The following is a 13,483-nucleotide window of genomic DNA, read 5'->3' as shown; positions in this document are numbered from 1 at the left end:
CTTTCTACTCGCGGTGATGCTCGACTTCCTGGCGCTGGAAAATCACTTCCATGCGCGCGCCACCGAGCGGGCTGGTGGTGGCAATCACCTGACCGGCGTACTGTTCGAGGATGTCGCGCACCACGGCTAAGCCTAATCCCTGACCGGGACGCAAGGTGTCGGCGCGTTGACCGCGCACGAAGATCAGATCGCGTTTGCTTTCCGGGATGCCGGGGCCGTCATCATCAATAAACAGATGCAAAGTGTTGTCGGTTTGGCGCGCGGTGACTTCAATAAATTCGAGGCAATATTTGCAGGCGTTATCGAGTACGTTGCCCAGCACTTCCATAAAGTCATTTTTATCGCCGATAAAGGTCAGTTCCGGCGAGATATCCAGCGTGATCGCCACGCCTTTACGTTGATAGACCTTATTCAATGCCGAACACAGGCTATCGAGCAGCGCCGACACCGAATGCAAATCGCGCTGCAGAGGATTGTGATCGGCCTGCATACTCGCGCGGTGCAGGTAATAACCAATCTGCTGTGAGATGCGGCTGATCTGCTCCAGCATCACCGGTTCGGCCTGCTCAATGGTTAACTCTTTACCATTGCGTAACGATCGGAGCGTACTTTGCAGCACCGCCAGCGGGGTTTTCAGGCTGTGGGTGACATCCGAAAGTGTGGTGCGATAGCGCGTGTAGCGCTGGCGTTCGTTGGTCAGCAGCAGGTTAAGATTGCGCACCAGGCTGCGTAGCTCCTGCGGCGGATTGTCATCGAGATTCTCGCGCTGGCCGGTTTCCAGCTCGCGCACTTGCGAAGTGAGATCGCCAATCGGCCGCAAACTCCAGTGTGCCGCCAGCCACAGCAGCGGAATCACCAGCAATAGATTCGCCGCCAGCACATAGCTAAACCACGACCACACCACATCGGAATGCTGCAACTCTTGCGGAATCGAATCGACCACCACAATGGTTAACGCCGGTAAGTTGGTGGTGGCATCGTAGCGATTGACGGCGACCGAGTGAGTGAAGGTGTCATTGCTGTCGCTATCCAGCGCGTGCAGTCGCTCTTTCGCCTGCGGGTTATTGCCCATCGCCGCCATGCTGGTGCGGTTGCTGGTGTCGATTTCGTAGAAGTCGGGCTTGAGCAGCCATTCACGACGAATCTTTTTACGAATGTCCGGCACATCGCGCTGCTGCCACAGCAATTTGCCGTGTTCATCGTAGATAAAGACCAGCGTGGGGAAATTAAGCGTCATGCGCTCAGGCTGACCAATGGTGAGCTGATTGTCGTGCCATTGCGCCAGCGTGAAGAACAGATTGCTCTCGCCGCGCATCACGCGATAGGTATTTTTATCGAAGCTGACAACGTAGCCGACCACGGCGACCATGCCGTAGGAGAGTGACAAAAACAGTACGATCGCGGCCGTCGCCAACAGGAAACGGGCGCGAAGTGAGAAGGGGCGTAAGCGTTGTAACCACGTCATAAATCAGAGATCAAAGCGATAGCCCTGGCCGCGCACGGTGTTGATCACTTCGGTCGGATAGAGTGACAGAATTTTTTTGCGCAGACGGCCCATCAGCACGTCAATGGTGTGGCTTTCGCGCAGTTCGGCGTCGGGATAGAGCTGCAGCATCAACGAATCTTTGCTCACCACTTTACCCGCATTACGAATCAGGGTTTCGACGATGGTGTACTCGAAGGCGGTCAGTTTTACCGGCTCGTCTTGCACCGTCAGTTCACGGCGAGAGAGATCGACCTGGAACGGCGGCATAGAGATAATTTGCGATGCATGACCGCTGTTGCGACGCATCAGCGCCTGCAAACGTGCAGCCACTTCTTCAATGTGGAAGGGCTTGGTCACGTAGTCGTCGGCACCGGCTTCCAGCGCTTCCACTTTGGCCTGCCAGCCTTCGCGAGCGGTCAATACCAGAATCGGTTGGCGCACGGCATCGGTGCGCCAGCGGCGAATCAGCGACATGCCATCTTCGTCCGGCAAACCGAGATCGACCAGCGCGATGTCGGGGATATGTTCTTGCAGGAAATAATCCGCTTCTTTGGCATCTTCTGCAGCATCGACCTGATGGCCCATGTCACGCAGCTGCACGGCGAGGTGATGGCGCAGCAGCGCATTATCTTCCACAACCAGTACACGCATAGTATTTCCTTAGCTTCGAACGTAGTGATGATGGAATGAGTATATGCGAAGCCAACTAAACCATAGAACAACCAGGCGCGCTAAGCGCGCCTGGTTGATACATTACTTCAAATCATCAACCATCTGAATCGCACGGCCGAGGTAGTTGGCTGGCGTCATCTGCTTCAGACGCACTTTTTCCTCTTCCGGCAGCTCGAGGCTATCGATAAAGGTCTGCATGCCGGCGGCATCAACGCGTTTACCGCGCGTCAGCTCTTTCAGCTTCTCGTACGGTTTTTCAATGCCGTAACGACGCATCACGGTTTGGATCGGCTCAGCCAGCACTTCCCAGTTATGGTCCAGTTCGTCCAGCAGACGATCGCGGTTCACTTCCAGCTTAGAGATGCCTTTCAGCGTAGCTTGATAGGCGATCAGCGCATAACCGATACCGACGCCAAGGTTACGCAGCACGGTGGAGTCGGTCAGGTCGCGCTGCCAGCGTGAAACCGGCAGTTTGCTCGCCAGATGCTGCATCATCGCATTAGCCAGGCCGAGGTTGCCTTCGGAGTTTTCGAAGTCAATCGGGTTTACTTTGTGCGGCATAGTAGACGAACCGATTTCACCGGCGATGGTTTTCTGCTTGAAGTGATTGAGTGCGACGTAGCCCCAAATATCACGATCAAAGTCGATCAGAATGGTGTTGAAACGCGCGATGCAATCAAACAGTTCAGCGATGTAATCGTGTGGCTCGATCTGCGTGGTGTACGGGTTCCAGGTAATGCCCAGCGAGGTGACAAACTGCTCGCTCAGCTGGTGCCAGTCCACTTCCGGATAAGCCGAGATGTGGGCGTTGTAGTTGCCGACCGCACCGTTGATTTTACCCAGCACTTCAATCTTGCTCAACTGACGCAACTGGCGTTCCAGACGATACGCCACGTTCGCCATCTCTTTACCCATAGTTGACGGCGTTGCTGGCTGGCCGTGGGTGCGCGACAGCAGCGGAATGTCACGGTATTCGTGCGCCAGACCTTTAACTGCATCGATCAGTTTGTTCCAGAACGGCACGATCACATTACGACGTGCCGTTTCCAGCATCAGCGCGTGCGACAGGTTATTGATATCTTCGGAGGTGCAGGCGAAGTGGATAAATTCAGACACCGCATGCAGCGCAGGGATATCGGCCACTTTCTCTTTCAGGAAATATTCCACGGCTTTGACGTCGTGATTGGTGGTGCGCTCGATGGTTTTGATACGCGCCGCGTCTTCTTCGCTGAAATTGGCGACAATGGCATCAAGGAAAGCGTTTGCGTCGGCATCAAATGCAGGAACTTCCTTGATCTCTACAGTCGTAGCCAGTTTTTGTAACCAGCGAACCTCAACCTCAACGCGGAATTTCAGCAAACCGAACTCGCTGAAAATGGCGCGCAGTGGGCTGACTTTATCGCCGTAACGACCATCGACAGGTGAAACGGCGGTCAGAGAGGATAATTCCATCAGTGCAACTCCTGAATCGTTTAACAATTATGCCGGGGCGGCGCTTAATACGCCGGGCCCAGGCGGGATAAAATGGTTTTGGCTTCGCTCAGCAAGCGCTGGCGCGAGAACATCAGCTGCAGACGGCCACCGCCAACCTGCTGCCATAACACCGCAGAGCGAATGCCGGCCAGCAGGGCGGCGCGCACTTTACTCTGCACTTGTGAATTCTGTAATACCTGCGGCGAACCGGTCACCTGAATGCGCGGGCCCAACGGGCTAATCACATCGACATAAATGCCGGCCATCGCGCTGGTGATGGTGTCTGATTCCAGTTCGTAATGCGCCAGTTGACGGTCAAGCTGGCCGATGCGCTGTGCCAGCGTGTTCATCGCGGTTTTATTACCGTGCAGCTTACGCTCCAGCACCATCATGCTTAAGGTGTAGCGCGTCAGTTCTGCGCTGGCGCCCTGACGATTGCTGCTGTTCAGCACCGCCATTAAGGTCTCTAATCCAACCTTCAAATTGGCTTCGTCGTTGCCAAATACCGCCAGCGTTGAACCGGGATTGAGATCGATCAGGCTGCGCAGCGACACATTCAGTGCCGCGTTATTGCAATGTCCCTGTTGCGCGAGCTGTTGCACCACATGGGCAGCCTGGCATATGCCCGCCAGCGCAAGTGTAATCTCATAATAGTTCTTAGCCACGCTTAACTCCTGTCATCGCGTCGGGCAGCGCCGACCTTAGGCTTCTGCCAGAGGCAGGCGTTGTTCGATAATGCCGCCGCCGAGGCACACTTCACCGAGATAAAACACGGCAGATTGGCCCGGCGTGACCGCCGCAACCGGCTCGTCAAAACGGACTTCAATACGGTCGTCGCCGTGCGGAATGATTTCACACGGAATGTCAGTCTGGCGATAGCGGGTTTTCACCGTGCAGCGCAGCGAGGCGGTAATCGGCTGGCGATCGACCCAATGCAGCTGTTGGGCAATCAAACCTACAGACATCAGCCGCGGATGCTCGCCGCCTTGCGCCACGATTAGACGATTGCGCGCCACATCTTTGTCGACCACATACCAGGGATCGTCATTGCTCTCTTTACGACCGCCAATGCCCAGGCCTTTACGCTGGCCGAGCGTGTGGTACATCAAGCCCTGATGTTCACCGACGATTTCGCCGTCAACGGTTTCGATTTCGCCCGGCTGGGCAGGCAGATAGCGACCAAGGAAGTCACGGAATTTGCGCTCGCCGATAAAGCAGATGCCGGTGGAATCTTTCTTCTTGGCGGTGATCAGATCCAGCTGCTCAGCGATGCGGCGTACTTCCGGCTTATCCAGTTCGCCAACCGGGAACAGGCTTTGCGCAATCTGCTGGTGGCTGAGCGTGTAGAGGAAATAGCTTTGATCTTTGTTGCCGTCGAGTCCGCGCAGCAGGCGGCTTTGACCGTCCACATCCTGGCGGCGCACGTAGTGGCCGGTGGCGATGAAATCTGCGCCGAGATCGTCCGCCGCGAATTCGAGGAAGGCTTTGAACTTGATCTCTTTGTTGCACAGGATGTCGGGATTCGGCGTGCGGCCCGCTTTGTACTCTTCCAGGAAGTGCTCGAACACGTTATCCCAGTACTCGGCGGCGAAGTTGATTTTGTGCAGTTTGATGCCGAGTTTGTCACACACGGCTTGTGCGTCAGCCAGATCATCGGCGGCGGTGCAATACTCCTCGCCATCGTCTTCCTCCCAGTTCTTCATGAACAGGCCTTCAACCTGGTAGCCCTGCTGCTGCAGTAACCAGGCGGAAACGGAAGAATCGACGCCGCCGGACATTCCGACGATCACTTTTTTCTGGCTGTTGTCAGACATGACGCACTCTTAAATTACGATAAAAACAGGCGGCGCATTCTATCATGCAGAAGCGGGGGGCGCACCCTCATGAAACGGCCACTGGAACGGCGCAACCAGATGCAGCGGATAACGCTCGCCCTGTTGCCACAGCCGTACGCTCTCTGCCACTAGTGGTGAACGCAGGCGATTAGCTGTCAGAATCTGCTCTGGCGGCAGCCACCAGCAGCAATCGATGTCGCGATCGTGCGGCGAGGTTTCAACTTTTTCGGCCAGATCGAGGCCAAACAGGAAACGCACAAAAGGTGTATCGTCTGGGGCAATCCACTGCTGCACGCCGAGGAAATATTCGGGATGGGCGTCGATGCCGGTCTCTTCAAACAGTTCACGCTGGGCGGCTTCGAGCAGGGTTTCATTGGCCTCAAGATGCCCAGCGGGCTGATTCCAGGTAATACGACCGTGCACACGCTCTTCGACTACCAGCAAATGTCCCTGTGCCTGCACAATGCAGGCGACCGTTACATGAGGTTTAAACATCCTTCCTCCGAAATTGTTAACTAAAAGTTATTAAATGGCTGCGCTGATATCGCGCCATTCTCCGGGCGTTAAATCGCCTAGCTGATGTTCGCCCATCGCAAAGCGAATCAAACGCAACGTCGGAAAACCGATATGAGCCGTCATGCGGCGCACCTGGCGATTTCGGCCCTCAAACAGGGTGATTTTCAGCCAGCTGGTGGGAATCGCCTTACGCTCGCGAATCGGCGGCTGGCGCGGCCACAGCCACTCTGGCTCGTCTACTAACTCGATGCCTGCCGGCAACGTTGGGCCGTCGTTGAGCGTCACGCCGTTGCGTAACAGGGATAAATCTGATTCCTGTGGTGCGCCTTCCACCTGCACAAAATAGACCTTTCCGGTGCGCTTGCCAGGCTGCGTCAGCGCGGCTTGCAGCGCGCCATCGTTGGTCAAAACCATCAATCCTTCGCTGTCGCGATCGAGGCGGCCCGCAGCATAAACGTCGCCTACCGGCACAAAATCTTTCAGCGTGCGGCGTCCGGCTTCATCACTGAATTGCGGCAAAACATCGAAGGGTTTGTTAAAGAGTATGACGCGTCTTGGGCCTTTCGGACGGGTATCACGGCGCACGGGCTTACGTGCTGGGGAGTTCGCACGCTTATCCTGGTGAATTCGTTGAGAAGTTTTTCGCATGGGCTTTGCAGTCAGAAACATTCGGCGCATTATAGCGCGAAACTACGGTGATTGGCGTAGCGGAAATAATCAAGTAGTATTGACTCGCATCTTACAAATCATTAACAAAAAATCGCTCGAAGGAGAGGTTGATGGAAAGCAAAGTAGTTGTTCCGGCGGAAGGTCAAAAAATCACCCTGGCTCAGGGAAAACTTACAGTTCCGAATAACCCGATTATTCCTTACATTGAAGGTGACGGTATCGGTGTTGATGTTTCCCCGGTAATGTTGAAAGTGGTTGATGCCGCTGTGAAGAAAGCCTACAACGGCGAGCGTAAAATTTCCTGGATGGAAATTTATACTGGTGAAAAATCAGTAGAACTTTACGGCCAGGACGTCTGGCTGCCGCAGGAAACCCTCGATTTAATCAAAGAATATCGCGTTGCCATCAAAGGCCCACTGACTACGCCAGTTGGCGGCGGTATTCGTTCTCTGAACGTTGCACTGCGTCAGGAGCTGGATCTGTACGTGTGTCTGCGTCCGGTTCGCTACTACAAAGGCACTCCAAGCCCGGTTAAACGCCCTGAAGAAACCGACATGGTGATCTTCCGTGAAAACTCAGAAGATATCTATGCCGGTATCGAGTGGAAGGCGGGCACGCCAGAAGCGGATAAAGTGATCAAGTTCCTGCGCGAAGAGATGGGCGTGAAGAAAATTCGCTTCCCTGAGCAGTGCGGTATCGGCGTTAAGCCATGCTCGGAAGAGGGTACCAAACGTCTGGTGCGCGCAGCAGTTGAATACACCATCACCAACGATCGTGATTCTCTGACCCTGGTTCACAAAGGCAACATCATGAAGTTCACCGAAGGTTCTTTCAAAGACTGGGGCTACCAGTTAGTGAAAGAAGAGTTCGGCGGCGAGCTGATCGATGGCGGCCCGTGGATGAAATTCAAGAACCCGAACACCGGTAAAGAGATCATCGTTAAAGACGTGATCGCGGATGCCTTCCTGCAGCAGATCCTGTTGCGTCCAGCTGAATACGACGTGATCGCCTGTATGAACCTGAACGGTGACTACATCTCTGATGCCCTGGCGGCACAGGTTGGCGGTATCGGTATCGCACCAGGCGCAAACATCGGTGACGAATGTGCCCTGTTCGAAGCAACGCACGGTACAGCACCTAAGTATGCAGGTCAGGATAAAGTGAACCCAGGTTCAGTAATCCTGTCAGCAGAAATGATGCTGCGTCACCTGGAGTGGTTCGAAGCGGCTGACTTAATCGTTAAAGGTGTTGAAGGCGCTATCGCTAACAAAACCGTGACCTACGATTTCGAACGTCTGATGGACGGCGCTAAACTGCTGAAATGTTCAGAGTTTGGTGACGCGATCATCAACAACATGTAATTTGCCTCTCAGGCAGAAAGCATAACGGGAGCCAATGGCTCCCGTTTTTTTTGCTTTAAAATGAGCAACTATTACAGCTAAAAATTTATTTCATTGCCAGTACGGATTGAGCATCAATAATAATGCACTTGCCTGGGCAGTTGTCGTTTCCGGTGATCACTGGCGATTCCGTAAGAGTGAAATTCATACCTGCTTCTTTCTTTACGGTGTATGCCATACCAGCAAATGTCCACGGCATGCCTAAAGATAAAGAACCAAACTCATCATATTTCGATGATTTTGCAATTTTTGGCAAATTCTCAGTATTCAATCGGTAATAAAGAGTGCCATCGAAATCTTTTGGCACCACTTTAGTGATTTCGGCCTGTAAAAGTGCATACTCTTTTTGCTGAGGTGAAGAAAACCCATCTTTAATATTGCTGGCTGCAAGCCATCCTGCAGCAACAGGAAGCAAAAGATAAATGAATCCTGAGTATTTTATTTTATCGATAATAAAGAATAGCCCAATAAGGAAGCAAGAGGTGGTAATCAACGAAAGCGCACTGATAGTACGGTAAGCCGCCCAACTCTCTGTCACCAGCAAGTTTGGTGTCACTGCTGCAACAGCGAAGAGGAAAGATAAAAATACTTTTTCTTTGCCATTCTTGCTAATGTTTTTCAATCCGATCAAGATAAAACCTAGCGATATGATGATCGAGAGTGCTTTTCTGCCGGTGTCATAATTACAGATGGCATTTTTTAATGGTTCTACAAAGAACCATTTAATCTTTCCTATAAGATCAATGGTGATGTTACTTCTTGAAAGTGTCTCGCCGAATAACAGGAGCGGGATGGCTTTAGCTAATACTAATGCCATCAGCATACCAAAGAAAATCATTGCGAAAGTACGAATGAGTTCCTTTTTTTCAATTTTGCGGGAGGTCAGGCAAGTGTCCATAAATGCAAAAAATAGGAAACACATTGCAGTGGGTTGATAAATAGCGAAGGAACACGTGATCAGCAATGCTGATAACATAATCCCTGAAATGCCGCGCAATGTAGTTAGTGCTGAGTAACTCAATCCAGCAAGAATAATAGAGGTGACAAAAGGAAAACATACTGACCACGAGTTGAATACCTGGAAAGAGGGCAGTAAACAGATCGTTAATGAGAATATCACTCTCTGCAGATTATTTTTGAGAATATTTCTATCAGAGATAAATTTGTAAAAGTAACAGCTTAGTATGATAAGAGAAGAAACGGATAGCAGTCTTAACAGTATTAACGAGTCCACACTGGATATAAAGAATGAGAGTAAATAGCGCAAACCGCCGTAGGCCGGCCTTCCTGAAAGAACATCCCATTTAAAAATGCTGGCTGGATCAGTCTGAGAGCTGAACAGATAGTACCAATCATCCGAAAAAGCATAGCTCGAGAGAAAAACAGGGCTATAACTGGCGAGCAAGGCCACGGCTAATAAAAAATAAATTTTAAAGTTATTGCAGGCTATATTAGTCATTTGATTCCTTTTTTATATATCGAGGTCTATGTTTGGTTTCAATATAGATCCTGCCAATATATTCACCTAATACACCTATTCCTATCAACTGAATGCCACCTAAAAAGAGTATTGAAACCAGTAGTGACGGATATCCGGCAACAGGATTTCCCCATATTATTTTATCAATAATCATCCATGCGCCATAAACGAACGACAAGAACGCGACAAAAAAACCAATATAGGTCCACACTCTGAGCGGAAATGTTGAAAAGCTGGTAAGCCCTTCAAGAGCCAGATTCCAAAGTCGCCATCCATTAAATTTTGCTTCTCCGGCAATGCGCGCTGGGCGACTATATTCAACGATGGCAGAATCACCTTCTACCCAACTCAGAAGACCTTTCATAAACAGATTGCGTTCCTGCAATTGCTTAATGTTTTCGACAGTTGCGCGAGAAAGTAAACGAAAGTCGCCAACATTTTCTTCTAATTTTGGTGAGCTGATTTTATTGTGTAACTTGTAAAACCATGCAGCGGTTTTTCGCTTAAAACGACTATCGCTACGCCTATCATTGCGCTTGGCCAATACAATCGGCCAGCCTTCTTGCCATTTATTTATCAGCAAAGGAATGACTTCAATGGGATCCTGAAGATCAACATCAACCGGAATGACTGCATCACCACTAGAATGTTCAAGTCCAGCGAGCAGCGCGGCTTCTTTACCAAAGTTACGAATAAAATTGATGACTAATACAGATTCGTCATTATTCTGAAGCGATTTAATAATCTGTTCTGTACTATCAGTACTGCCATCATTAATAAAGATGATTTCAAGATTGTAAGAAGAAAGCTTTTCTTTAACGGTCCGGTAAAAAACCGGAATTGCATCTTCTTCGTTGAAGACAGGCACCACCAGAGAAATTTTCATTTTTTCACCCTAAAAACAATAAAGTTTGAATAGATGAAGCCGAATATCAGACTTATTATGGAAAATGAGATAAGCGTGATAATCGGATTAATATGCGTATGATCGGCGAAACTGCCAATACCTGCGGCCATCATGCCCATAAAAGCAACAAAGATGACATAGCGGAAAGTTGTCGCTTCGGCTTTAAACGTCCAGCGTGCGTTAGCAAAAAATGAAAATGTTACGGCGACAATGAAAGCCAACAGATTAGCCAGCCACTGGCGGGTATTCAGAGAATACAGGGCTGCAAACACCATCCAATGGATCAAGGTGTTAATGATGCCTACTGATAAAAAACGTGAGAATAATTTCAACATAGTGAAATGTTAGCCATGAGGACATCATTATTTTAAAAATAGTGGGGAATTTTACATGGAGGCTCACAACAAATAAAGTTGTAAAAGCATTGTTCTCACCAACATGTCATTAGCGAAAGCCATTGGCTTACGAACATTAAAGAAACGGGAGCCAGTGGCTCCCGTTTTTTATTGCATCAATCGATTTGCTGCTCATTGGATTTTGCCACCTGAGCTCGCTCCTGCGACAGCCGCCAGAAATCACTACCGCCCGGCTGCTGATACATCCGCAGCGAGAAGTGGCCGACAATCGCGTAGATATACTCAAAAATGGCCGATTGAGAATCCTCGTAATCCACCCACAGCACTGACGAGGTGAAACAATAAACCTCCACCGGCAAGCCCTCGGGTGAAGGCTTCATGGCGCGTACCACGATATACATATCTTTCTTGATATCGTCGCGCTGCGATAGCCACGCCGTCAGGTATTTACGAAACACCGTGAGATTGGTGATGCCGTTTTCGGCAAACCAGCGTTCGCCCACTGCATTGCTGTCGCGACCATCCATCAGCGCCGAGAGTTGCTCACTGACACCGCGAATTTGGCTCATCTGCTGCACCATATCGTGATCGAGAAAACGAATCGACATCTGATCAAGATGGAAACTGCGCATAATGCGGCGCGCGCCGGAGGAGAACATCGCCTGCCAGTTGGTGTAGGTTTCGGTGAGGAAGTTTTTGGTCGGGATGCGCGACAGGGTATTGTCCCAATTGCGAATGGTGATGGTATGCAGCGCGATATCGATCACTTCGCCACTAATGCCATTGTCAGGCATCTCAATCCAGTCACCGAGTTGCAACACATCGTTAGAGGACACCTGAATATTGGCCACCAGCGACATCAGCGTATGCTGGAACACCAACATTAACACCGCCGCTACCGCACCCAAACTGGAGATAATAATCACCGGTGATTTATTCGACATAATCGCCAGAATCATGATCGCTGAAATAATGTGCACCAGAATCTTGCCGACCTGGATATAACCCTTGATCGAGTGATTCTTACGTTTGGCTTTTTTCGAATAGGAGTTATTAACGATCTCCAGCACTTCGGTAAAGAACAGCGATAAATACACAAAGAACAGGATGCCGCAGATAGTCTTTATCGCAATCAACAGATGCTCTGGTAAATCTGGCATAAACTGCAGCAGATAGTAGACCGTGATCACCGGGATAAAGTTAGAGAGCTTCTCCGACAGCCTGACGTCCTTATCCAGAGGCACCTGATTCTTGTGCGTGCTGAAGAACACCTTCCTGACCACCTTCACAATAAAGAATTTACAGATCAGATGGGCGATCATGCCGGCAAACATCAGTAACACCAGGCTAAATGCGGCCGACAGCACCGTGTTGCCCTCAATAAAACTTTGTATCTTGCTTAAATAATTCATTTCAACCACATGCCGGACAGTGTTGGCGGGAATTCAAACATAAACGCGCCAAAGGCGATATGCTACGTGTGCGCAAAGGCGTTGTTAGTGACACGTTAAGAGTGTGATAACGCTTTACGCGCGGCTTCAGCAAGAAAGTGGCTGCGGCTGTTATAGCGCGCATCATTCCCCACGGCCTGATCTATCTTCTCAATCAACAAGTTCGGCATAGTGATGTTGATGCGCTCAGATTTACCCAGATAACGCGTAATATCGATCTCAACATAAATCCAAATTCCTGTCTGGCTAAAATCGGTGATCCAATTCTGCGAAGGTTCGGGAATGAGCATGCTTTTCTCTGCCATTAATTCAAAATGCGCACTCAGCGCAGACTGGGCATCGTAAAGGGTATGCTCTGGCGTATCTCCAGCAAAGTAGCAGCCGGTTACGTCAGGGAAGAAACCGCTGGCAGAGCCATCAACATCAATTTCAACAAAGGCGGGATACAACATAATTTTCACCTGTGGCTGAGTTTAGTAGGGCGTTATCGCGCTATTTAAGTTTGGCATCCTTCAAAATCTGCATCAGCGTTCCTGTTTTTAGGTCCTTTCGCGGGTGCGGAACAGTGATGAGATAACTGAAATCAGGATGGGAGAACTGATGATGACTGCCTTTGATTCTTTCAATACTCCATCCGGTGTTCACCAGCATTTTAATTAGCTCAGAGCTTTTCATCGCCATCCCTGCCATCAAATTATACACACGATACACACCTGTGCAATCGTCCTACCTTGCCTATGGCGTGCTTAACCGCGCTTAAGTTAACCTGATGACGTCAAAGTTGCGGCAGAGCTAAATTGCAATATGTGCAGCGTATTCCTATCACTTTGCGTTGCTTTACAATTCACTTCATGGAAGTTTGAATCAGTTAACATTTACGTGCTGATGGCAGTGTGTATTAAAGACTAAACCGCTATCTTCAGCGCTTACGATTCAGGAGGTGGTATGCAAGGTGTAATCAAGTTTGTCAAAGGCTGGCTGATTTTTTCCCTGTTGTGGGGCATTTTTATGTGGTTTGTTTCGTGGCAGGCGCAGGGCAAAGAGATCGGCATGGTGATCGTGATGAGCTTGTATGCGGGATTAATTTATCAGGCGCTGATGACCATGGTTGCGCGATACAAAGCACGGCGCGCGCAAGTTTAGTTGTACACAACTGACTACACAGCTTTGCGGCAAGTTGACGCTGATTTGCATTGATTCGGGCAATCTGAGCCGACATATCTCAGCTTGCTGGTAAG

15 protein-coding genes are annotated in these 13,483 nt (G+C 50.2%); 2 read left to right on the top strand and 13 right to left on the bottom strand.

What is annotated here, in order from left to right:
• Positions 1 to 4: 4 nt before the first annotated feature.
• The 7 genes from phoQ to rluE form a co-directional block, all read right to left on the bottom strand.
• Positions 5 to 1,465: a two-component system sensor histidine kinase PhoQ gene (gene phoQ / locus FHW71_RS07160; RefSeq protein ID WP_008103008.1), complete on the bottom strand. Its 1,461-nt coding sequence runs from the start codon at positions 1,463 to 1,465 to the stop codon at positions 5 to 7.
• A 3-nt stretch (positions 1,466 to 1,468) separates the two neighbouring features.
• The gene (gene phoP, locus FHW71_RS07155; protein ID WP_008103006.1) at positions 1,469 to 2,137 is read right to left on the bottom strand and encodes a two-component system response regulator PhoP; all 669 of its coding nucleotides are present in this window, start codon (positions 2,135 to 2,137) and stop codon (positions 1,469 to 1,471) included.
• A gap of 102 nt (positions 2,138 to 2,239) precedes the next feature.
• Complete coding sequence (purB, locus tag FHW71_RS07150) at positions 2,240 to 3,610, bottom strand: adenylosuccinate lyase (RefSeq protein ID WP_179451244.1); 1,371 nt, start codon at positions 3,608 to 3,610, stop codon at positions 2,240 to 2,242.
• Positions 3,611 to 3,654: 44 nt separating this feature from the next.
• On the bottom strand, positions 3,655 to 4,296 hold the full coding sequence (gene hflD, locus FHW71_RS07145; RefSeq protein WP_179451242.1) for a high frequency lysogenization protein HflD: 642 nt from the start codon (positions 4,294 to 4,296) through the stop codon (positions 3,655 to 3,657).
• A gap of 36 nt (positions 4,297 to 4,332) precedes the next feature.
• Positions 4,333 to 5,445, bottom strand: a complete 1,113-nt coding sequence (gene mnmA / locus FHW71_RS07140) for a tRNA 2-thiouridine(34) synthase MnmA (RefSeq protein ID WP_154194718.1) — start codon at positions 5,443 to 5,445, stop codon at positions 4,333 to 4,335.
• 42 nt (positions 5,446 to 5,487) lie between these two features.
• On the bottom strand, positions 5,488 to 5,961 hold the full coding sequence (locus FHW71_RS07135; protein ID WP_179451240.1) for an NUDIX hydrolase: 474 nt from the start codon (positions 5,959 to 5,961) through the stop codon (positions 5,488 to 5,490).
• 30 nt (positions 5,962 to 5,991) lie between these two features.
• Complete coding sequence (rluE, locus tag FHW71_RS07130) at positions 5,992 to 6,651, bottom strand: 23S rRNA pseudouridine(2457) synthase RluE (protein ID WP_179451238.1); 660 nt, start codon at positions 6,649 to 6,651, stop codon at positions 5,992 to 5,994.
• 110 nt (positions 6,652 to 6,761) lie between these two features.
• Here rluE and icd point away from each other — a divergent pair, with 110 nt between their 5' ends.
• Positions 6,762 to 8,012, top strand: a complete 1,251-nt coding sequence (icd, locus tag FHW71_RS07125) for an NADP-dependent isocitrate dehydrogenase (protein WP_008108175.1) — start codon at positions 6,762 to 6,764, stop codon at positions 8,010 to 8,012.
• Between the two features lie 85 nt (positions 8,013 to 8,097).
• Here the strand turns inward: icd and FHW71_RS07120 are convergent, their stop codons facing one another.
• The 6 genes from FHW71_RS07120 to FHW71_RS07095 form a co-directional block, all read right to left on the bottom strand.
• Positions 8,098 to 9,510, bottom strand: coding sequence for a glucosyltransferase domain-containing protein (locus FHW71_RS07120; RefSeq protein WP_179451236.1), 1,413 nt, complete (start codon positions 9,508 to 9,510; stop codon positions 8,098 to 8,100).
• Positions 9,503 to 10,417, bottom strand: a complete 915-nt coding sequence (locus tag FHW71_RS07115; protein ID WP_179451234.1) for a glycosyltransferase family 2 protein — start codon at positions 10,415 to 10,417, stop codon at positions 9,503 to 9,505. Before FHW71_RS07115 ends, FHW71_RS07120 begins: the two co-directional genes overlap by 8 nt.
• Positions 10,414 to 10,773, bottom strand: coding sequence for a GtrA family protein (locus tag FHW71_RS07110; protein WP_008108178.1), 360 nt, complete (start codon positions 10,771 to 10,773; stop codon positions 10,414 to 10,416). Before FHW71_RS07110 ends, FHW71_RS07115 begins: the two co-directional genes overlap by 4 nt.
• Positions 10,774 to 10,949: 176 nt before the next feature.
• Positions 10,950 to 12,206: a mechanosensitive ion channel domain-containing protein gene (locus FHW71_RS07105; RefSeq protein WP_179451232.1), complete on the bottom strand. Its 1,257-nt coding sequence runs from the start codon at positions 12,204 to 12,206 to the stop codon at positions 10,950 to 10,952.
• Between the two features lie 95 nt (positions 12,207 to 12,301).
• A complete protein-coding gene (locus FHW71_RS07100) occupies positions 12,302 to 12,697 on the bottom strand; it encodes a type II toxin-antitoxin system HicB family antitoxin (protein ID WP_154152625.1) in 396 nt (131 codons plus the stop codon).
• A gap of 40 nt (positions 12,698 to 12,737) precedes the next feature.
• Positions 12,738 to 12,920 (bottom strand): type II toxin-antitoxin system HicA family toxin, encoded by a 183-nt coding sequence (locus FHW71_RS07095; RefSeq protein WP_179451786.1) that lies wholly within the window; start codon positions 12,918 to 12,920, stop codon positions 12,738 to 12,740.
• A 270-nt stretch (positions 12,921 to 13,190) separates the two neighbouring features.
• On the opposite strand from FHW71_RS07095, the gene FHW71_RS07090 reads away from it, so the two are divergent.
• On the top strand, positions 13,191 to 13,388 hold the full coding sequence (locus FHW71_RS07090; protein WP_008108184.1) for a DUF6404 family protein: 198 nt from the start codon (positions 13,191 to 13,193) through the stop codon (positions 13,386 to 13,388).
• Positions 13,389 to 13,483 lie beyond the last annotated feature (95 nt).

The sequence above is a fragment of the Enterobacter sp. Sphag1F genome, from assembly GCF_014193275.1.
In the GTDB taxonomy this organism is placed as follows: domain Bacteria; phylum Pseudomonadota; class Gammaproteobacteria; order Enterobacterales; family Enterobacteriaceae; genus Pantoea; species Pantoea symbiotica.
This window is presented reverse-complemented; position numbering and strand designations above follow the sequence as displayed.

Excerpts from the sequence above, each read along its gene's own strand:
- phoQ (WP_008103008.1), bottom strand. The coding sequence starts at position 1,465 with ATGACGTGGTTACAACGCTTACGCCCCTTCTCACTTCGCGCCCGTTTC.
- phoP (WP_008103006.1), bottom strand. The coding sequence starts at position 2,137 with ATGCGTGTACTGGTTGTGGAAGATAATGCGCTGCTGCGCCATCACCTC.
- purB (WP_179451244.1), bottom strand. The coding sequence starts at position 3,610 with ATGGAATTATCCTCTCTGACCGCCGTTTCACCTGTCGATGGTCGTTAC.
- mnmA (WP_154194718.1), bottom strand. The coding sequence starts at position 5,445 with ATGTCTGACAACAGCCAGAAAAAAGTGATCGTCGGAATGTCCGGCGGC.
- FHW71_RS07135 (WP_179451240.1), bottom strand. The coding sequence starts at position 5,961 with ATGTTTAAACCTCATGTAACGGTCGCCTGCATTGTGCAGGCACAGGGA.
- rluE (WP_179451238.1), bottom strand. The coding sequence starts at position 6,651 with ATGTTTCTGACTGCAAAGCCCATGCGAAAAACTTCTCAACGAATTCAC.
- icd (WP_008108175.1), top strand. The coding sequence starts at position 6,762 with ATGGAAAGCAAAGTAGTTGTTCCGGCGGAAGGTCAAAAAATCACCCTG.
- FHW71_RS07120 (WP_179451236.1), bottom strand. The coding sequence starts at position 9,510 with ATGACTAATATAGCCTGCAATAACTTTAAAATTTATTTTTTATTAGCC.
- FHW71_RS07115 (WP_179451234.1), bottom strand. The coding sequence starts at position 10,417 with ATGAAAATTTCTCTGGTGGTGCCTGTCTTCAACGAAGAAGATGCAATT.
- FHW71_RS07110 (WP_008108178.1), bottom strand. The coding sequence starts at position 10,773 with ATGTTGAAATTATTCTCACGTTTTTTATCAGTAGGCATCATTAACACC.
- FHW71_RS07105 (WP_179451232.1), bottom strand. The coding sequence starts at position 12,206 with ATGAATTATTTAAGCAAGATACAAAGTTTTATTGAGGGCAACACGGTG.
- FHW71_RS07100 (WP_154152625.1), bottom strand. The coding sequence starts at position 12,697 with ATGTTGTATCCCGCCTTTGTTGAAATTGATGTTGATGGCTCTGCCAGC.
- FHW71_RS07095 (WP_179451786.1), bottom strand. The coding sequence starts at position 12,920 with ATGAAAAGCTCTGAGCTAATTAAAATGCTGGTGAACACCGGATGGAGT.
- FHW71_RS07090 (WP_008108184.1), top strand. The coding sequence starts at position 13,191 with ATGCAAGGTGTAATCAAGTTTGTCAAAGGCTGGCTGATTTTTTCCCTG.